The sequence below is a fragment of the Occallatibacter riparius genome, from assembly GCF_025264625.1.
Taxonomy (GTDB): domain Bacteria; phylum Acidobacteriota; class Terriglobia; order Terriglobales; family Acidobacteriaceae; genus Telmatobacter; species Telmatobacter riparius.
Window position 1 is genome coordinate 2,913,781 of record NZ_CP093313.1, and the last position, 19,971, is coordinate 2,933,751.

Annotated in this window: 17 protein-coding genes; 11 read left to right on the plus strand and 6 right to left on the minus strand. The window is 61.3% G+C overall.

From position 1 onward, the window contains the following. The first annotated feature begins 21 nt into the window (after positions 1-21). Positions 22-1,797 (plus strand): CRTAC1 family protein, encoded by a 1,776-nt coding sequence (locus MOP44_RS11795; protein ID WP_260796233.1) that lies wholly within the window; start codon positions 22-24, stop codon positions 1,795-1,797. A gap of 15 nt (positions 1,798-1,812) precedes the next feature. Here MOP44_RS11795 and MOP44_RS11800 read toward each other — a convergent pair whose 3' ends face one another. From MOP44_RS11800 to MOP44_RS11810, 3 genes are all read right to left on the minus strand, one after another. After that, on the minus strand, positions 1,813-3,411 hold the full coding sequence (locus MOP44_RS11800) for a tetratricopeptide repeat protein (protein ID WP_260796234.1): 1,599 nt from the start codon (positions 3,409-3,411) through the stop codon (positions 1,813-1,815). A gap of 125 nt (positions 3,412-3,536) precedes the next feature. After that, on the minus strand, positions 3,537-4,190 hold the full coding sequence (locus MOP44_RS11805) for a ribonuclease HII (protein ID WP_260796235.1): 654 nt from the start codon (positions 4,188-4,190) through the stop codon (positions 3,537-3,539). 105 nt (positions 4,191-4,295) lie between these two features. Then, a complete protein-coding gene (locus MOP44_RS11810) occupies positions 4,296-4,649 on the minus strand; it encodes a hypothetical protein (RefSeq protein WP_260796236.1) in 354 nt (117 codons plus the stop codon). A 103-nt stretch (positions 4,650-4,752) separates the two neighbouring features. On the opposite strand from MOP44_RS11810, the gene MOP44_RS11815 reads away from it, so the two are divergent. Next, positions 4,753-5,034, plus strand: coding sequence for an acylphosphatase (locus MOP44_RS11815; RefSeq protein WP_260796237.1), 282 nt, complete (start codon positions 4,753-4,755; stop codon positions 5,032-5,034). Between the two features lies 1 nt (position 5,035). Here the strand turns inward: MOP44_RS11815 and tilS are convergent, their stop codons facing one another. Beyond that, entirely contained in the window at positions 5,036-6,394 is a 1,359-nt protein-coding gene (tilS, locus tag MOP44_RS27870; protein WP_313901067.1) for a tRNA lysidine(34) synthetase TilS, read from the minus strand. Positions 6,395-6,438: 44 nt separating this feature from the next. Here tilS and MOP44_RS11830 point away from each other — a divergent pair, with 44 nt between their 5' ends. From MOP44_RS11830 to MOP44_RS11870, 9 genes are all read left to right on the plus strand, one after another. Beyond that, entirely contained in the window at positions 6,439-6,906 is a 468-nt protein-coding gene (locus MOP44_RS11830; RefSeq protein WP_260796238.1) for a GNAT family N-acetyltransferase, read from the plus strand. A gap of 48 nt (positions 6,907-6,954) precedes the next feature. After that, positions 6,955-7,671: a 2-C-methyl-D-erythritol 4-phosphate cytidylyltransferase gene (gene ispD, locus MOP44_RS11835; RefSeq protein WP_260796239.1), complete on the plus strand. Its 717-nt coding sequence runs from the start codon at positions 6,955-6,957 to the stop codon at positions 7,669-7,671. A gap of 148 nt (positions 7,672-7,819) precedes the next feature. Further along, positions 7,820-8,437 carry a 2-C-methyl-D-erythritol 2,4-cyclodiphosphate synthase gene (ispF, locus tag MOP44_RS11840; protein WP_260796240.1) on the plus strand — a complete coding sequence of 206 codons (618 nt, stop codon included), beginning with the start codon at positions 7,820-7,822 and terminating at the stop codon, positions 8,435-8,437. A gap of 198 nt (positions 8,438-8,635) precedes the next feature. Then, positions 8,636-8,941 (plus strand): hypothetical protein, encoded by a 306-nt coding sequence (locus MOP44_RS11845; protein ID WP_260796241.1) that lies wholly within the window; start codon positions 8,636-8,638, stop codon positions 8,939-8,941. Positions 8,942-9,133: 192 nt separating this feature from the next. After that, on the plus strand, positions 9,134-9,427 hold the full coding sequence (locus tag MOP44_RS11850; protein ID WP_260796242.1) for a hypothetical protein: 294 nt from the start codon (positions 9,134-9,136) through the stop codon (positions 9,425-9,427). Between the two features lie 99 nt (positions 9,428-9,526). Next, positions 9,527-11,059, plus strand: coding sequence for a glutamate--tRNA ligase (gene gltX / locus MOP44_RS11855; protein WP_260796243.1), 1,533 nt, complete (start codon positions 9,527-9,529; stop codon positions 11,057-11,059). Positions 11,060-11,279: 220 nt separating this feature from the next. Continuing rightward, positions 11,280-11,693: a hypothetical protein gene (locus MOP44_RS11860; protein ID WP_260796244.1), complete on the plus strand. Its 414-nt coding sequence runs from the start codon at positions 11,280-11,282 to the stop codon at positions 11,691-11,693. 69 nt (positions 11,694-11,762) lie between these two features. Next, the gene (locus MOP44_RS11865) at positions 11,763-13,493 is read left to right on the plus strand and encodes a glutamine--tRNA ligase/YqeY domain fusion protein (RefSeq protein ID WP_260796245.1); all 1,731 of its coding nucleotides are present in this window, start codon (positions 11,763-11,765) and stop codon (positions 13,491-13,493) included. A 375-nt stretch (positions 13,494-13,868) separates the two neighbouring features. Beyond that, entirely contained in the window at positions 13,869-14,177 is a 309-nt protein-coding gene (locus tag MOP44_RS11870) for a Rieske (2Fe-2S) protein (protein WP_260796246.1), read from the plus strand. Between the two features lie 60 nt (positions 14,178-14,237). On the opposite strand, the gene MOP44_RS11875 is transcribed toward MOP44_RS11870, so the two are convergent. Together MOP44_RS11875 and MOP44_RS11880 are read right to left on the minus strand one after the other, a co-directional pair. Next, positions 14,238-16,796, minus strand: a complete 2,559-nt coding sequence (locus MOP44_RS11875; RefSeq protein WP_260796247.1) for a hypothetical protein — start codon at positions 16,794-16,796, stop codon at positions 14,238-14,240. A 303-nt stretch (positions 16,797-17,099) separates the two neighbouring features. Next, positions 17,100-19,919: a cytochrome P460 family protein gene (locus MOP44_RS11880; RefSeq protein WP_260796248.1), complete on the minus strand. Its 2,820-nt coding sequence runs from the start codon at positions 19,917-19,919 to the stop codon at positions 17,100-17,102. Between the last annotated feature and the right edge of the window lie 52 nt (positions 19,920-19,971).

The following is a 19,971-nucleotide window of genomic DNA, read 5'->3' on the forward strand; positions in this document are numbered from 1 at the left end:
TTTTTATAATCGCTGAATCTTATGATCATTCCTCGTCGCCGCTTCCTCGGGTCCAGCTCATTCCTGCTCGGCGCCTCATTGCTCGAAAGGCTCACCACGCCCGTGTGGAAACTCGGCGCAGCGGCGCAGGTTAAGCCTGCCGTCGCATCCACGCCCGCATCGCCCGTGCAGTTCATCGACGTCGCTGAACACGCCGGACTCACGGTACCCAATGTCTGGGGAGGCGTTGAACACAAGCGCATCATCATTGAGACCAAGGGCAGCGGCATAGCCTTCTTTGATTACGACAACGACGGCTGGCTCGACATCTACCTCACAAACGGCAGCCGTCTCGACGCGCACTGGGCTCCCGGAGCCGCACCCACCACCCACCTGTTCAAGAACAATCGCGACGGAACGTTCACGGACGTGACCGAGAAATCAGGCCTCGGCCGCAGCGGCTGGCAGACGGGCGTCTGTGTCGGCGACTACGACAACGACGGCTGGGACGACCTCTTCTGCACCTTCTGGGGCCACAACATCCTGTTCCATAACAACGGCAACGGCACCTTCACTGACGTCACAAAGAAGGCCGGCCTCACGCAGAGCAAAGGCCGCTGGGGGACAGGTTGCAGCTTCGTCGACTACGATCGCGACGGACACCTCGATCTCTTCGTTTGCAACTTCGTCAGGCTCGACCCTGATAACCCGCCGTCGATCGATAACGCAAGCTTCTGCCAATGGAAAGGCGTGCCCACCATGTGCGGCCCGCGCGGGCTCCCCGGCGACACCAACATCCTCTACCGCAACAATGGAGACGGCACCTTCACGGATGTTTCGGAGAAGGCCGGCATCCTTAAGCCCGGCCCGCGCTACTCCATCACATCCGTGTGTTGCGACTTCGACAACGATGGCTGGCCCGATATCTACGTCGCTGTCGATTCCATGCCCAGCATCCTCTATCAGAACAATCACGACGGCACGTTCACTGATATCGCAGTCATCGCGGGATGCGCCTACAACGCTGATGGCCACGAGCAGGCCGGCATGGGCCTCGCTGTTGCTGACTACGATTGCGATGGCTGGTTCGACATCTTCAAAACCAACTTCGCAGACGACACCAGCAATCTCTACCACAACAACGGCGACGGCACATTCAGCGATCTCTCCTTCAACTCCGGAGTCGGCATCAACAGCACCTACGTCGCATGGGGCTGCGGCTTCATCGATTACGATAACGATGGCTGGACCGACATCGTGCAGATCAACGGCCACGTCTATCCTGAAATCGACAAGTACAACTTCGGCGAGACCTTCAAAAATCCGCGCCTCGTCTACAAGAACCTCGGCAACGGAAATTTCAAAGACGTCTCCGCGTCCATGGGTCCGGGCGTCACCGCGCGCTTCTCAAGCCGCGGCGCCGCCTTCGGCGACTACGACAACGACGGCGCCGTCGACATGCTCATTCTCAACATGAACGAGCCTCCCTCGCTGCTTCATAACGTAGGTGGAAACAAGCAGAACTGGATCAAGCTGAAGCTCATCGGCACAAAGTGCAATCGCACTGCCATTGGCGCACGCGCGCGCGTATTCACAGGCAAGCACATCCAGATCGCCGAAGTGCAGAGCGGCGCCAGCGTCATGTCGCAGAACGATCTGCGGCTTCACTTCGGGATTGGCTCCAGCACTGTTGTCGACGCGATCGAAGTTAAGTGGCCCACCACGCAGAAGGTGGAACGATTCGAGAAAGTGAAGCCGAACCAGATCCTCACCATTCGTGAAGGGGAAGGCATCATCGCCGCGCATCCGCCGGCATAGCTCGCTCGCGACAAACTACGGCTGCGCGGTCTTCTTTTCGTCTCCGCCCACCTGCACCAGGAACTGCTTCACTTCGCGTCGTTGCTTCTCCACGGCGGCAGCCTGTTGCTTTTTGAGTTCGTCGTGAACCCTGAACTCCTCGGCCGCCTTCTCCTTCTCGCCCAGCCGATCGTACGCAACACCGAGTCGATAGTGCGCCTCGGTCGAGAGCGAGTCAGCATCAATCGCCTTCTGATAAAACTCAGCGGCCCCGCGATAATCCGACTGCGACGCGCGAATCACGCCAAGCTGCAGATAAGCGATGCTGCATTTTGCATCGGCATCCACGGCCTTGTTCAGTGACTGCTCAACCTGCCGCAGCGTCTCGGCATCTGTCTTCTTCCCGTGTTGCTTCCAATACGCCATGGCGTAGTAGTAATTCGCCAGCGCATTCGCCGGCTGCAATTCTACAAATCGCTTCAGCTTCGTCTCCACGCATGGCAGCGGATTCGGCGATGCAATGTCCACCCTGCCCATGAAGAGATAAGGCGCTGCATCCTCGGGACTCAGGTCTGACGCTTCACACAGACGCTGCGCTGCATCCTCATACATTGCTCCGCTGAACAACGCCGTGCCCAGCGCGGTCAGCAGCCGTACTGATTTCGGATACGCCCTCACGCCCGACTCGAACACATCCTTCGCCTGCCAGATCGCGCGATGCTCCAGCAGTTCTGTGCCCCAGGCGAAATAATTCTCTTCGCTCGGATCTTCCTTCACCGCCCGCTCGAGCTCACGTACCGCGCCCAGCGGATCGCCGAGCTTCTCATCCACCTCACCCGCCAGCCGATGCCACTCCGACCTGTCGCCCTCTGCCAGCAGCTTATCGACATGCGCCCGCGCCTTCGCCGCATCGCCGTTCCGAAACAATGCAAGCGCCAGTTCATACTCTGCTTCCTTCTGCGTCGGATCAACTTCGAAAGCGGTCTGCAGAGGCACCACGGCCTCGGCATAGCTCTCCGTGTGCAGATAGAAACGGCCGAGCTCTTCATTTGCCTTGTAGTCCCTCGGCGACTTCGCCACCGCCTCGCGCAACTGCCGCTCCCTGCTTGCGGTCACTTCCGCGCCCTTCGGCTCAGCCTTCAACTGAAGCGTCTCGCGCGTTAACGACTCGCTGGCCCGCAGAGTTGTATCGGAGCCATGTCCTCCCGCAGCCGTCCAATCAGTAACTCCTGCCACCGTAAAGTTCGGCGCGTCAGAAAACTCCATCTCCGGCGTCTTCGCGTTCTTGTCTCCACCGCTCGCACCGTTGCCAAGCGTGAGTTCCACCCGCTGCACTGCGCCACCTGTTCCCCGCACGGTGACTTCGTTGCTGTGCGCGTCTGCCATGTGGGCGCTCACCACGTACACGCCGGCTTTCAGCCCCGCGAATCCAAAGCTGCCGGTGCCATCCGTCTTTAGTTCCTGCGCATGCCCATCGCCTTGCGCCTGCAGCCGCACGGCCGCGCCTGCGACGCCTTTCCCCGCGCCGTCGTGCACAACGCCTGTGATCGCAAACGTGTCCTGCTGCCATGCAGGGGCGAGAGGCGCCGTCATCCAAAGCGCAGCCAGAACGCAAATAATCCATCTTGCTTTCATTTGATTTTCGAAACCGATCGTACCAGCGTTCCCATCATCCAGCCTCTTATCGCCATGAGGCTATCTAGGATAACGGTTGCAGAACGAGAAAGGGAACACTGCGCGCCGGCCGCGGTGGAACCGCATCAACTCTCGCGGAGTTCCAGCAGGGAAGGGAACTCGAGCATAGTTTGCGCCACCGGACTCCAATTCTTGCGATGCAGAGGCGTCGGACCCAGCCGCGCCAGTGCCGCCATGTGCTCGGCGGAGCAATAGCCTTTGTGGCTTGCCAGCCCATAACCGGGATACTGCGAGTCCAACTCCACGATCATGCGATCCCGAAAGACCTTCGCCAGAATGCTCGCCGCCGCAATCGAGAAACTCGTGCCGTCGCCCTGCACCACCGCCTGTTGCGGACAAGCAAAGTCGATCGTATCCACGCCATCAATCAGCAGGTAGTCCGGCGTCAGCGCCAGTTGCTCTACGGCGCGCCTCATCGCAAGCAGAGAAGCGTTGCGGATGTTGATCTGGTTGATCGTTTCCACGTCGATCGCCGCAATGGCCCATGCTACCGCGTTCTCGCGGATCTCCATATCGAGCTGGTTGCGTTTCTTCTCGGAGAGCTTCTTCGAGTCGTTTAGCCCCTCCAGCCGGCACTTCGGCGCCAGGATCACCGCCGCTGCCACAACCGGTCCAAACATCGGCCCGCGCCCCACCTCGTCCACACCGGCAATGCGCAGAGCGCCGCATTTGCGCGCAGCCCGCTCGAGCCTCCATCCGCATACCGGAGTTTTTGCCATTGCGACCAGTATAGGATCATCGGGCCTGTGGGAAAGCAGGTCATTATCCCATGCTCACGCGTGCTTCGCTGCATCACGCCCGGCAATGAGAGGGGAGAATGCGGATCAGTTGCCGCCCGGGTCACCCGGCGCTGGACTCTTTCCGGCTCGTCGGCTGTTCAACGCTGTCTTCAGCCGGGTATTCTCCTGGTCATAGAAGGTCTTCGCCTCGGAGTACGTCTGGGGCAGGATCCTTCCCACCACCCAGTTGCCGCCTCGCAGGCTGGTCACCGCCACCTCGCCGGCAAATTCCACCTCGTAGTCACCGTCAGGAAGATCCAAAGGTGCCTCAATGATCGCGCAGTGTGAATAGACGGCGCGGGTCGCCTCGCTGAGTACGGTCTTGGTAGCCAGCAATTCGCAGGACGCCTCACGGCCCATCCCGCGCAATACGCCCCTGCAGAGAACAGCAAACCTCATTGAAGCCAACCCCGGAAGAAAACGATGCTGTGTTGGATGGGCGACACAGTCCGCCGGGTTGCCTGGTGGGCTCCGCCAAACTCGCCCGTTACACTGGCAACGTATGGTTCTTCACTTCCTCATCCGGGGCCGCGTTCAGGGAGTAGGCTTCCGCTGGTTCGTCCAGCGCGAGGCCAGCGAGCTGGAACTGCGCGGCTGGGTTCGCAACACTGAAGATGGCGACGTGGAAGTGGTTGCCGCAGGAGACCCCGAGGACCTGAACGAGCTACGCGCCAGCTTGCGCCGTGGTCCGCGGGGGGCCCGCGTCGACAACGTCATCGAACACTACCTCGAACCCGCCGAAGCCACCGACCTCACCGCTTTTCGAATCGAAGGCGCCTGGTAGCTCAGACCACCGTAATCCGAAATCCCGGCTCCGGCTCGACCGCAGCTCCCCGCATCCACACGATGCGGCCGTTTAGCTCCAGCACCGGCCACTTCGCCCGCTCGCTCCCGGAGACCTTCATCCGCTCCAGGACTTCCTTCACCTTCCGCGGCCCGCTCGAGTGCCGCAGGTGCACCCGGTCTCCCGGCTTCCAGTTCCGCAGAACTGCAACCGGAGGGCTGACAAAAGAGGGCTGAGCGCCGTCAACTTCAATCGTGACCCGTACTCCGAACCCCTCGTCCTCTCCCGGCACCGGAATCTCGACAACTTCATCCCCTTCAGCCTTTCCCGCCGTAACCGACTGAATTGAAAGCCTTAGCTCCCGGTGGCTTCGCTCAGCCCGCAACCCGGCGCCCAGCTCGCATTTCTGCCCGGCCCGGCCGTTCAACGCCAGCTCCCTCAGCTTCTCAGTCCCGACGAAATCCATCGCGGCGCCCAGCCGCTCCACGGCATAGCGAATCACCCGCCGCTGCAGCGCCACATCCAGCGCCGCCATCTTTGAGACCTCCAGCACCGCCAGTCCCTCGGCTGCAGCCCGGCCCCCTCCTCGCACCGGCCGCCCCTCCAGCATCACCTCCGCGGCCACTCTCGCCACCTCGGCCTGCCACCAGCTCTCCTCGTTCCGCGCCAGTTCTGCCATTTGCGCCAGATGCTCCTTCAATTTGGGGTTCCACTCTTCCAGCACCGGCAGCAACTCATGCCTGATGCGGTTCCGCGTAAACGTCAGATGCCGGTTCGACGAGTCCTCTCGCCACTCCTGCCCCAACGCCTTGAGATAGGTTTCAACCTCCGCCCGCCGTATCCCCAGCAGCGGCCGGATCACCCGTCCCTCCGCAAACTCCACCACCGGATGAATGCCAGCAATTCCCTCCGTCCACGCCCCGCGCAGCACCTTGGCGATCACGGTCTCCGCCTGGTCATCCAGCGTATGTGCCGTCGCCACGGCATCCAGCCCGCCCGAAGCCATTAACTCCCGGAACCACTGATACCGAACCCGCCGTGCCGCCTCCTCGATCGTCTCTGCTGCTTTCCCCGGCAGCTTGGCCGCCTCCGCCGCAACATCGACGTGCCGCGTCAAAAACGGCAACCCGAGCCGAGCCGCCAGCGCTCGCGCAAACTCCAGATCCGCATCCGCCTCTGCTCCCCGCAGTCCGTGATGCAGGTGCGCCACACTCAGCACAATTCCCAACTCGCCGGCCCGTTCCTGCAGCGCCCGCAGCAGCGCCACCGAATCCGCTCCGCCCGACACCCCCACGGCCACCCGCATCCCTGGCTTCAACAGGGACGCATCCAGCAGCAGATTTGCAGATTCACTTCGCACCAAGAGGATCATAGCCTCCCGCAATCCCGCCCTATACTTTCGAAATGTTAGAGACGCGCTCAGCCACCCTCAAAGACGCATCCCTCATCGTCGCTCATCGTCACGCCATGTTTGCTGCAATGGGCAGCGGTACGTCCGAAAGTCTCGATGAGATGAGCCGCAGCTTCGAGCCCTGGCTTCTCCCGCGTCTCGCCGATGGTCGCTATCGCGGCTGGATCACCGTAGACGGCGCCCGCCCCGTAGCCTCGGCCGGTCTCCTCATTCTCGACTGGCCGCCTCACGCCCTTCACCCATCCACGAGCGAGCGAGGCTACATCCTCAATATGTTCGTCGAACTCGACTACCGTCGCCGCGGTATCGCCCGAGCCCTCGTCCAGCGCTGCATCGACGAAGCTCATCGTCTCAACATCCGAGTCACCAGCCTTCATGCCTCGGCCGAGGGCCGCCCCGTCTACGAATCCCTTGGCTTCGGCCCCTCCAATGAAATGCAGTTCATCGACAAGTCCTTCTAAGGCCTAATCCCTTATCTCTACTCCCTGCCGTTGTATACTCGCCAAGTTATGCAAGTATTTGCCATTATGCCCGCTGCCGGGCTCGGTACCCGCATGGCCGGTCCGCAGCCTAAGCAATTTTTGTCCCTTGGTGGCATCCCTATCCTGATCCACTCGCTTCGCGCTTTCGCGGCCGTGCCCCGCATCACCCACATCGTTGTGGCCGTCCGCAAGACTGAGATGGAGCGAGTCCAGGCCCAGATCGCCGAGCACGGTTTTGCCGACCGCGTACAGGTCGTCGAAGGCGGAGACACCCGCCAGGATTCCGTCGCCCACGCCCTTGCCGCTGTCGAAACCACCTACGGCGCCGCGCCCGACGACATCATCCTCGTCCATGACGCCGTCCGCCCCCTCATCGATGCCGCCACCATCTCCCGCACCATCGACGCTGTCGGAGAGCACGGCGCGGCCATCGTCGGCGTCCCTGCAGTCGACACCATCAAGCAGGTTGAGCGCACTGCCCATGGAGCCCTCATCACCGCGACCATCCCGCGCGAGTCCATCGTCTACGCTCAGACCCCCCAGGGCTTCCGCTTCGGCCTGATCCAATCCGCCTTTGCCGAGGCCACCGCCGACGGCTTCGTCGGCACTGACGAGGCCTCCGTTGTGGAGCGCGCCGGGCACCCCGTTGCCGTCGTACCCGGCTCCGCGTTTAACCTGAAGATTACCCAGCCCGGCGATCTGGAACTGGCCGAGTTCTATCTGCAGCACTACCGCGCCCGCTGACGGGAAGGTCTGGAGGGGCGCCGCTAGCCGGCCCTGCTGTTCTTGCTTTTCTTCTGTCATTCGCGCAGGGAATTTGTTTTTTGCGGGCACCGCAGGTGCGGGATCTCTCGACCTCGCTTCGATTTAGCTTTATCTTGAACTGGAGACCATGGACACACGCATCGGATTCGGATACGACTCGCACGCCTTCAAAGCGGGCGTAACCTTGCGCATCGGCGGCCTCACCATCGACCACCCTGAAGGCCTCGCTGGCCACTCGGACGGCGACGTCCTCCTCCACGCCATCACCGATGCCCTGCTTGGAGCCGTCGCCGCCGGCGACATCGGCAGCTTCTTCCCTCCGGGGGACCCCCGCTGGAAAGACGCCGACTCGGCGATCTTTCTCAAGCTGGCCCTCGAAGAGCTCGAGCACGCCGGCTATCGCATCGTCAACATCGACACCACCCTGATTTTGGCCGCACCCAAGATCTCGCCCATCGCCGGTGAAATGCGCGTCCGGGTCGCCGACCTGCTCAATATCCAGCTCAACCAGGTCAGCATCAAGGCCAAGACTCCCGAGGGCCTGAACCTCGACCATGTCGCCCAGTGTCATGCCGTCGCCCTGGTCGAGCGCGCCCTCGACGAAGAAGACCTCAAGAGCATGGCGGCCGTAGTCGAGTCGCAGCGCCAGCTTGAAGACGTTGTCGAAGACCTCCTCAGCCAGGTCCACGGCGTTCCCAAAAAACGCACCATCGCCCCCCTCTACGACACCGAAGACATCACCTAAGGCAGGGAATAGGGAATAGAAAACACCGCCCGCTCGGATCGATCTCCGAGCGGGCTTTTCTAACGCCCTAAGCCTTAACCCCTAAACTCTTCTACTCCCTATTCCGTGTTGCCTACTCCCTGCCTTTTCCCGTTGCACCGTCGCCCCAATCCGCGTACCTTGACTGCGAGCACTCATTCCATCCAGGAGTTCCTTCGAATGCCTCTACTCGCATTGTTGCTGCTGCAGTCTCAAGCCGATATCCAGCGCGCTCAGGCCATGCTGCCGGCCGTATTCACCGGAATGTTCCTGTTCGCCATCATCGGTATCGCCCTCGTCATCATCCCGACCTGGTTCGTCTGCAAAAAGGCTGGATTCTCGCCCTGGCTCTCGCTGCTGGTCATCGTCCCCATGGGCGGACTCGTCCTGCTCTACGTCTTAGCTTTCGCCGAGTGGAAGGTCGTACCCACCGCACAAACGGCCTATATCCCGCCCGCACCGCCCGCCTACCCACCCCAGGCATAAAGTTAACGAGTCACCAACCTCCCGTGCCCCATCCTTTCGCGATTCCGGCGAAAGGGTGGGATACCACGAACCTGTGCGCTTCGGCCTCGCCTGGGACCAGGCCGCCGCAGGCCAACACAAATCCCTTCCCCCTCGACTTCATCCGGTGCTACGATTCCCGCGTCGCCTTCCCCCGACAATTGGAGAATCTCCATGGCCTACCTCCTCCAGCACGCTTATTTCGTATTCTTCATTGCCATCCCGTTTGTGCTGGTGTTCTGGATGCTCCCGCTCTGGTTCATTTGCAAAAAGGCCGGCTTTTCGCCGTGGCTCACCCTGCTCAATTGCATCCCTTTCGGCAACGCTGTTCTGCTTTATCTCATTGCCTTCGCCGACTGGAAGCGCCACCCCATGTTCCAGGCCGAGCCCGTCCCTCCGCCCGCCGCGTCCGAAACCACACAAAACGCTACCCACCCGCACATCGTTGCCCGCCGCATCCAGCCCTGAACAGGAAGTGGAGTAGCGCCGGTGTCCACACCGGCTGTTGTGCGGGTGTCCTCACCCAGGCTCGTGTGGCCATAAGACAGCTAAAATCGAAATAGAACAATGTCAGACCAAACCGCCACAAAACCCCGCGTCCGCTTCGCCCCCTCGCCCACCGGATTCCTCCACGTCGGCTCCGCCCGCACGTTCATCTTCAACTGGCTCTACGCGCGCCACAACGGCGGAACCATGGTTTTCCGCCTCGACGACACTGACGTCGAGCGCAACACCGACGCGAGCGTCCAGTCCATCTTCGAAGGCCTCCGTTGGCTCGGCCTCAATTGGGATGAGGAATACAAGCAATCCGAGCGGCTCGATCTCCACCGTGCCGCCGCCCAGGCCATCTTCGAGAAGGGCCTCGCCTACCGCGACTTCACCCCCGCCCACGCTGCCGAAGGCGAAGCCTCATCCGCCCAGGGTGCATGGCTCTTCAACCCCGGCATGCGCGAGCTCTCCCGCGAGGCGTCCGACCGCCGCGCCGCCGCGGGCGAGCCCTTCGCCCTCCGCTACCGCGTCCCCCGCGGAGCCGGTCGCCTGGTCCAGTTCAATGACGCCGTCTACGGCGAGATGTCCAAGCCTGCCGACGAGGTCGAAGACTTCGCCCTCCTGCGTTCCGACGGCAATCCGACTTACCACTTATCGTCCTGCGTCGACGACGCCGACCTGCGTATCACCCAGATCATTCGCGGCCAGGACCACCTCACCAACACCTTCAAGCATGTCCTCATCTTCGAGGGCCTCGGCGCCACCCCGCCGCAGTTTGCGCACCTCCCGCTGCTCGTCGCCCCCGACGGCGCCAAGCTCAGCAAGCGCAAGCACGGTCCCGTGGTCAGCGTCACCACCTACCGCGACGCCGGATTCGTCCCCGAAGCTTTCATCAACTTCCTCTGCCTCCTCGGCTGGTCACCCAAAAACGACCTCGAGTTCATGCAGATCGCTCAGCTCACCGAGCTCTTCACCCTCGAAGGCGTCAACCGCTCCAACGCCGTCGTGAACTTTTCCGAAGAGACGCCCTTCGACCCTAAGGCCGTTCATCTCAACGGCGAGCATCTCCGGGTGCTCTCCGTCGAAGACTTGACCCAGCGCCTCCTGCCGTTCTTCGTCAACGCCGGCCTGATCGCGACTGACCCATCCTCTTCCCCCTCTTCTTTCGAAAACGGCGGGATCGACGATGCGGCGATCAAGAAACTCCTCGCCGTCACGCCCCTCATCCGCGAGCGCATCCGCCTCATGGCCGAAGCCCCGGCCGCGGCCGACTTCTTCTTCCTCTCCGAACTCCCGCCCTACGACCCCGCGGAGTTGATCCCGCAGATCAGCAAGAAAGAGCAGGGCGATGCCGCCCTCGCCCTGCGCGTCCTCAAGCACGCCGCTGAAGTCCTCGACGAAACCGACTTCAACCACGACGCGCTCGATCACGCCCTCCGCGAAGCCGCCGCCGACCTCGGCCTCAAAGCCGGCCCCATGTTCCAGCCGATACGTGTTGCCGTCTGCGGCCGCAAGAACGCCCCGCCCCTCTTCGAAACCATGGTCGTCCTCGGCAAAGAAACCTGCCTGACCCGCATCCGCCAGGCCGAAGAGAAACTAACGACCCTGTAGCGCCGGTCTCCAGATTCGGCGCCCCCCGCGAGCGCTTTGTGCTCGCTGGGATAGAGATCGGCTGTCGTGCCGGTCTTCAAGACCCCACATACCGCAGCCTCCCACCTGGCTCGCTGCGGCCTGGAATCCGCAGTCCGAATTGACAGAGATCCCACCACTCCTTACCCTAATGAAACCCAATCCCTGCAATTCCTAAACCTAGAAGGAAAAGAAGGTGCTCGTGTCGAATAAGCTGATTCTGCGACTCACCGTTCTCCTCGCATGCTTCACCCTTTCCGCCAACAGCTTCAAAGCAGAAGCACAATCCCCGGCGCCAAGCGCGGGCCAGGCTGCCGGAATCTTCGCCATCCTCATCGGCTCCGCTGCCGGTGCCGGCGTTGGGATATATCTATTGGTCCGTCCAGCGCACAATGTAACCGGCTGCGTATCCGCGGAAGTCAACGGTCTGCAGCTTACCGATGAAAACGGTAAGGATCATTACGTTCTCGGGGGAGAAACTGCAATGCTCAAGGCCGGCGATCGGGTGCGCCTCTCCGGAAAGCCGGGCAAGGACGCGAACAAACAAAAGACCTTCCTGGTGAAGAAAGTAACTAAGATTTATGGCGCCTGCAACCCGGACACCCGATTACCCTGAACTGGCAGCTCGCAAGATTGCGCCAGGGCCGGCGGGCATGAACCCATCGCTCCGTGAAAAAATAGACTCATGGCAGCCACCACAGACTCGAACCCGGAAAGCACCGCGACCCGTACCGAAGAACCCCGCACCACCCCCAACTTTCTCCGCGACATCATCGCCGAGGATGTCCGCACCAAAAAGTACGGCGACGCCACCATCCAGACCCGCTTTCCGCCCGAGCCCAACGGCTACCTCCACATCGGCCACGCCAAGGCCATCTGCCTCGACTTCGGCCTCGCCGACGAAGTGGGCGGCCGTACCAATCTCCGCTTTGACGACACAAACCCCGAAAAAGAAGAGCAGGAGTACGTCGACTCTATCCAGGCCGACGTCCGCTGGCTCGGCTTCGAGTGGGAGCGCCTCTGCTACGCCTCCGACTACTTCCACCAGCTCTACGACTGGGCCATCCAGCTCATCAAAGCCGGCAAAGCCTATGTCGACGACCTGACCGCCGACGAGATCCGCCAGTACCGCGGCACCCTCACCGAGCCCGGCAAGAACTCGCCCTACCGAGACCGCTCCGTCGAAGAAAATCTCGACCTCTTCACCCGCATGAAAGCCGGCGAGTTCCCCGACGGCACGCGCGTTCTGCGCGCGAAGATTGACATGGCCTCGCCCAACATCAACATGCGCGACCCCATCATGTACCGCATCCTCCACGCCGAGCATCACCGCACCGGCAACGAGTGGTGCATCTACCCGATGTACGACTACGCGCACGGCCAGTCGGATTCGATCGAGCAGGTCACGCACTCCATGTGCACCCTGGAGTTCGCCGACCATCAGCCGCTCTACAAGTGGTTCATTGAGAACCTCGGCATCTTCCCCTCGCAGCAGATCGAGTTCGATCGCCTCAACCTCACGTACACCATGCTGTCGAAGCGTAAGCTGCTGCAGCTTGTGAACGAGAACCGCGTCTCAGGTTGGGACGACCCGCGCATGCCTACGCTCAATGGCATCCGACGCCGCGGCTTCACGCCTGAGGCCCTGAGGGCCTTTTGCGGCTATATCGGCGCCACCCGCACCAACGGGACTACCGACATTGAAGTCCTTGAACACTTCCAGCGTGACGACCTCAACAAGCGCGCCTCCCGCGCCATGGCCGTCCTGCGCCCGCTCAAACTGGTGATCACGAATTACCCAGAAGGCCAGACGGAGCACGTCGAAGTCCAGAACAACCCCGAAGACCCGACCGCTGGCACCCGCCAGGTGCCCTTCTCGCGCGAGATCTACATCGAGCAGGACGATTTCCGCGAGGTCCCGCCGCCCAAGTATTACCGTCTTTCGCCCGGGAAGGAAGTGCGTCTGCGCTCGGCTTACTTCGTTACTGCACAGTCCGTGGTGAAAGATGACGCCGGCAACATCACCGAGGTCCACTGCACCTACGACCCCGCCAGCCGCGGCGGCAACTCGCCTGACGGCCGCAAGGTCAAGTCAACGATGCATTGGGTCTCCGCGGCCCATGCGCTCACGGCGGAAGTCCGTCTCTACGACAAGCTCTTCTCCAAGCCCGACCCCTACGACTTCCCTGAGGGCGGCGACCTCTTCGACAACCTCAATCCCAACTCGCTTGAAGTCATCACCGACGCCAAACTCGAGCCGTCGCTCGCCGCGGCGAAACCTGGCGCACCCTACCAGTTTGAGCGCGTAGGCTACTTCACTCCCGACCCGGACTCAACAGCGGATAAGCTCGTCTTCAACCGCACGTTGCCGCTGAAAGATTCGTGGGCCAAGATTGAAAAGAAAACTGGAGCGTAGTAACTTACCTGCGAACCCAACTCCATGCGCGATCTGCGAGAGTTCGAGACTCTTTCCGAGGACTGGCCGAAGCGCCTCAAATCGTGGCGTGACGCTGTGTTCGTTTGGAAGCAGTGGGACCGCCCAAATGAGATCTGGACACACGATCATTGCTGGCCGTGTTTTGCGTGCATTTGCGACCATCGCGAGCGCTTCCCGGAAAGGAAACAGGCACACGCAGAACGTGGTTGCTATCGGCACGCCTACTATACGGAGCAAGAGCCTGGTGTTTACCTTTGGGTCTGCCGCAATTGTTTCAAGCGTTTGAAATCCGAACTCCACTGGACTGTCGCATCACCCGAATAGACACGTGAATGCCTTCCGAAGCGAGGAACCATGCCCGACTTCATCCGCATCTGCTCCCAGTCCGAACTCCCCGCCTCCGGCACTGTAGCCGAATTCACCGCCAACGGCCGCGCGCTCTGCGTTGCCAATCTCAACGGCGCCATCTCTGTGCTGAATGGCGTCTGCCCGCACGAGGAAGGCCCGCTCGGCGAAGGCACCATCGAGAACGGCTGCGTCGTTTGCCCCTGGCACGGCTACGGCTTCGATCTTCGCACCGGCCAGGCCCCCGACGACCCCTCCATGAAAGTTGAAGTCTTCGAATCCAAACTCGAAGACGGCGAACTCCGCGCAAAGCTCTAGCAGCAGAAACGGCAACACCCTGCCTCGCAGCAGGGTGTTGCCGTTGGTGGCGCGTTCAGTCTAGTTCAATCCCACATCATCAAACAGCGTGACGGTAGGATCTCCCGAGTAGTTATCGTCGTGACTGGTCATCGTCAGCGTGTAGCTGGTTCCGGCCGTCACGGCAATCGTCTTGTTCACCCAGGCTGTGGTCGAGCATGTCTTAGCCAGGATCGTGCTCGTGGTGCTCGTTGCGTTGTTCTTCAGCGTGATCACCGCCCAGTCGTAGGTCACGGTATCCGGGCAGGTCTCCTTGTACCACAGGCTGAGCTGGCTCTTGCCCGTTGGCACCGTGAAGGTCTGCGCGAACGTGCTGTCGCCATTCGTTGCCGCTGTCGAGCCCGCTCTTGCGCAGTAGGTGCCGCCGTGGCAGCCGCTGTTCGCAATGCTGGTTGAAGCGCCCGAAACCGTCCAGCCGCTCGACGTGCCGGTTTCGAATCCGCCATTCGTGATGCCGCCCGTCACAACCGTGTTAGTCGTCGCAACATCGTCGAACAGCGTATACGTCGCATCGCCCGAGTAGTTATCGTCGTGGCTCGTCAGCGTGAGCGTGTAGCTGTGACCCGCCGTAAGCACGCCCGTGATGTTCACCCATGAACTGTTCGTCTGGCACACCTTCGAGAGCAGCGTCGCCGTGGTTCCGGCCGTGTTGTCCTTCAGGCTCGCAGTCGCCCAGTCGTAGGTCACGGTGTCCGGGCACGTCATCTTGTACCAGAATGAAATGCCCGTAGCACCCGTCGGAGCAGTGAACGTCTGAGCAAGGCTGCTGTCGCCGTTCGTCGGTGAAGTCGAACCGGCGCGTGCGCAATAAGTGCCGCTGTGGCAGCCGCTGCTCACTACGCTCGTGGATGCGCCGGAAACCGTCCATCCGCTGGTGGTGCCGGTCTCGAAGCCTCCATTGGTGATGCCGCTGCCTCCGCCTCCGCTGCTGGTAATGGTGAGCGATACGGTGGTGGAGTGGGTTGCGGATCCCTCGGTGCCCGTCACCGTCAGCGTGTACGTCCCAGCTACCGCAGCCGAGGTGGTCGAGATACTCAGAGTAGAACTGCTGCCCGCCGTCACCGATGTCGGACTCAGCGAAGCAGTCACTCCACTCGGCGCGCCGGAGACAGCCAGCGACACCGTCCCCGCGCTGCCTGAAGTTACGGCCGTCGATATCGTGCTGCTGCCCGCACTGCCTGCCGCCACGCTCATGCTCGATGGCGATGCCGAGATCGAAAAGTCATTCGACGTCGTCCCGCCGCTCACTGAGACTGCGGAACTCGTTCCCTTGAATCCCACGTTGATTGTGCCTGTGGCAGTAATCGTCTGGCTGCCGCTCGTATTCAGCACCACGCCGCTGAAGGTGTGCGCGCCCGCGTCCGTGGACGTGAACGTGTAGTCAGCCGGCAGCACTGCAGACCCGTCCGTGCTGGTGAAATGAATCTTTCCGCGATACGACGACATGTTTGCCCCGGCGCTGTTCTTGGTCTGCACCGTGATGCTGAACGCCGATCCGGCCGTTGCGCTCGCCGGTGTCGTCACCGTGAAAGACACAGGGCCAAGAGCGCAGCCATTCTGCAGGTTCGACCACTCGGCCTGCACTGTGTACCCATCCGCTGTGCCCTGGATTGCATTGCAGATGTCGCCCACTTCGCCATTCGTGTTGTCATACCAGGCCAGCGGCGGCGCGGTCGTAGTCGCCAGGCCCACCGCGGCATCGGTGATCGTCTCCGCAAACTCGTGACTGGCAACCGAGGTGTAGTTGTTGAACCCAGTCGCGGAATTGCCGCAACCTGTATAGCATCCGCTGCCCGACTGCATATCGGGCTGCACTCCATAGAGGAGGTTCCGACCGGCGCTCGAAATCGTTCCGTGATACGCGCAGAATCCACCTGAAACGCAGCTCGATGACCCGCCCTGCGTAATCGTCTTCCCCGCCGGGAAGTAGATCATGTAGAGCGTGTCGGCGTTGCCGCTCGCGTCGTAGTCGGGCGCTGGCAGATGGCTCGCGTTGATCTGCGCCTGCAGTTCCGACTGGATCTGCGCGTCACTGATCGTCGAGCCATTATTCGCGGCGCTCGGCGTAATCGTGTAGCTGCCCAGGAATGCGTTGGAGCCGCCTCGCGCGATGATCTGATTCCCAGTGGTGCCGCCGCCGCTCACGCCCTGCGTGCTGTACTCGCTGAGCATGTCCATGTAGGTGCCATTCGTCAGCGCGGAATAGAAGTTGGGCAGCCCCGTGCTCAGGGCCGGCAGATACGAGCCGCTGCCGTAGTACACCACCACCACCTTGATGTTCGAAACCACCGGCCCACCGTAATACGTCAAGTGGGCGCCCGATGGTCCGGGGCTGATCGGCGACCGCGGATTAATCAGCGGTCCGCTGTCGTTCTTCATCGGCACGTCATGGTGCAGACGCACCTGGTAAGCCCTCTCCGGCTGCGGCGCCGGCATCGACTGGTTGGGTTCGGGAACCTGCGCCCCGGCACTCATAGCCGAGAGGCTGATGATGGCAGCGGCAAGCGCGCTGCGAGTGAACCTGAGCTTGACAATGGACTTTCCCTCGCCCGCAGGCGCGGGACGGCATGCCAGACGCATACTAACCTCCGAAGAGATTTCGTCTCTTCTCTTCTATGTAGTGTTGGAAAGGATTTTGTGCCATTCGTAGATGGCTTTTAGTGGATCGATGGGTCCGCAGGCGAACGAAGGGGAAGCAGTCATGCCCGTCGAGCAAGGGCATGACGAAAATTACCGCGGCAGTCTACGAACCCCCTGCAACACTGTCAAGACGAAAAAACCAAACGAGAGGCAAAGCGATTAAGCATCGGCACGCTTCTCATTGAACGAGGCGTGTGCCGTACTGGTCCCTGGTGCCTGGTCCCTGACTTTCTACTCTCTGCTTTACCGTCCCGCCTTCCCCACCAGCAGCTTCCAGTTCGCGTAGTCCGTTCCATCCAGCGAATTCAGCGAGTTCACCAGGAACTGTAGCCGTCCCGTAGCCGGGGTCTTCGTCTGGTAGCGGTCCGCCAGAAAATATGGCGGCAGCGTTTGCGAGTACAGACTCACCGTGGCATGCACATTCGCTGCAGTCGCTCCCGCGGGCAGCGGAATCTCGTACCGCACAATCGATTCTCCCTTGCCCTCCAGGTACACCGGATCCTTCAGCGCGTCGCCCTTCGGCAGTGTCGACTCTAGATACGGCTCAGGAATCTTCAAGTCCTTCGGTCCATCGATCCGCCAGCCCACCGGTAACAGCCTGTTGTCCTTGACTTCATGGTCGCGCCGCGTAAATTCCGTCGTGAACTGATGATTCACGTCCTGTGTCAACTCCTCGTAGATCTGCACCTGGTCGCTCGACGTGATCGGACGCTCCTGGCTGAAATGCGGCTGATAGGTTCCGTTGTCGAATGACTCGGTCTGCAGCACCTGTCCCGCAAAGTTCGTAATCTGCCCCTTCGCATTCGTCGCGCCTGAGCTGAAGAACGGCTTGCCATCCACCGTTGCCTCAAAGTCCAGAAACGCCCGCCTGAACCCTACGCCGCTCGGGAAGCGATGCCCAGCCTTGTTGGTCACCATCACTTCGGCGATCAGCTTGCCGTTCTCAACCTCCCACTTCGTGATGTTCACCGTCGCCGTGATGCTTTGTGCCTGCTGCACCACGTTGTCGCTCGCGGCCTGCAGGTCGCTGGTCAGGCCTGACATGTAATCGCTCAGCCGCACGCCCAGCGTTTCGTTGTTCCCCGCCTCGTTCACCGGCTTCAGGAACATCTGCAGCAGGAAGCCATTCGTCCCGAGCAGTTCATGCCTTCTAAAGCCCGCCTCGCGATACCGAACGTTTACATCGCTCGGAGAAGCCAGATGCTCCGCCGCGGGATAGGTCCCGTCCTGCACAATTGCAATCTTGTCTTTGATCTGCAAAACGCTCATGCCGGTCTTCGCGTTCTCGTAGTTGGTCGGCATGTGGCACTCCTGGCAGGTCTGCGGAGTCGCGCCCACTGAGCCGTACTCGTTACGGTAGTCGCTGTTCAACCACTCGGGGTACGTTGCCTGCTCCACGCTCTTCATATTGGGATCTGGGCTGTCCAGCACCGGCAGCAGGATAGTGTGGCACGTTCCGCACATCTGCGGTGATTGGATATACGCGTCATACTTCGGCTTCACGTTCACGCCCTGCAGCATGGGGTATGTCGTGATCTCGTTATCCTTGAACGGCCCGTGCAACTCGTCATGCTCGGTCACGTTGAACACGCCGTTGATCTGGTGCTCCAGGAAATACGGCAGGCTCGGGTCCTTCGGCGCCTGCATGCGATGGCATACTTCGCAGCTGATCCCATCGCGCGCCAACCCGCCAATCCTGAAGCCCTTGCTGTGCGGATCCGTGTCGAGCACAAACGCCATCTTGTAGTCTTCACCGGGATTCTCCGCTGCGAACGTTCTCTTGCCCATCGCGTTATGGCATTGCGTGCAGGTGTTGATCACGTCCTGCTGCTTATCCGTCTTCTTCAGTTCGGCCAGATAAGCCAGCTCGCTATCAATCTGCGAATAGAAAACCGGATCGCGCCCGGCGAGCCCCATTGGCGTCCAGCGCCACTCTCCATATGGAGAAACATTGATCGTGGGCGACGTGCTCGATGTCAGCACCATCGTCGGACCCAGTCCCGCTCCCGTCAATCCGCTGTGGCATCCCGTGCACTGGTCCGATGTTACGAATCCAGGCGAGTTCGCCGGCCCCGCTCCCTTCGGCTCCGCCACCACCGTATCCAGAGGCTCTGGAGGCAGGTTCTGGATGCGCGGGCCAGTCGCGCGAAGCCGCTGCACCAGCGCCATCGTCTGCACCTGCTTGGGCATCTCGCTCACGTTCTCCTGGATCGCTGCGTTCCGCTGGTGTTCCGGAAAAAGTGCAGGCGGAATCGCCTCCTCATGCTCCAGCCGCGGCGTCTCCATCAGCGGGGTGCGCGCCGACTCAATCGCATCAATCAGCGTCGGGCCGAACCCGCACGACGCCGGCGGCATCGGCGCTGTCGTGCTACGCCAGCTATCATCCACGCGGAACTGCAGCGGCCAGCCCGGCGATCCCTCAATGTTGTTCAGCGTTACAAACGTGTGCTGCTTCTCCGCGCTCGAGTGGCACCGCAGACACACCAGCCCGTAGCCCGCATTTGGATACTGAAATGCATTGTCGAACTTCATTGACGTCGATGGCTTGCTCCCGTTCCACACCTCCGCCCAGAACCACCCATCGAACGAAGCCTTCGAGTCCTTGATCATGATGGTCCAGTCGTTCGAGCAGCCCAGCTTATCCGCAGGAATATCCCGGTATCGCTCCGCCGGAACCGGCGAGAACTGCTCCTTGATGATCACCGCGCCATCCGGAATCTCGCCCTTGCGCCCGTTCACCAGCCACTGCGATACCTCCGGCGAGTAGTAGATATGCACCGCCGGATGCACAATCGATGCCGTACCGTCGATCAGCGGTCCCGTATCTCGCACCCACTTGTCGCGGCACCATCCAAGGTTGCGATACCCCAGCGTATTCAGATACGCGAGCAACTGCTTCTCCACCGCCACGGGCTCACCGGGCGGAATAAACGCGGGCAGCTTCAACTGCGCAGGAACCGGCTGCGCGTTCGGGCAGGGGTTCGCAGCAGACTGCGCGTGCGCACCTTGCACCGCAACACCAAGGAAAACCGTAAAGAGGACACAAAGACGGGAGACACGCATCGCACCGACCTCGGCAATGATCTAAAGACAGGAGTCTCATGCGCGTACGCGC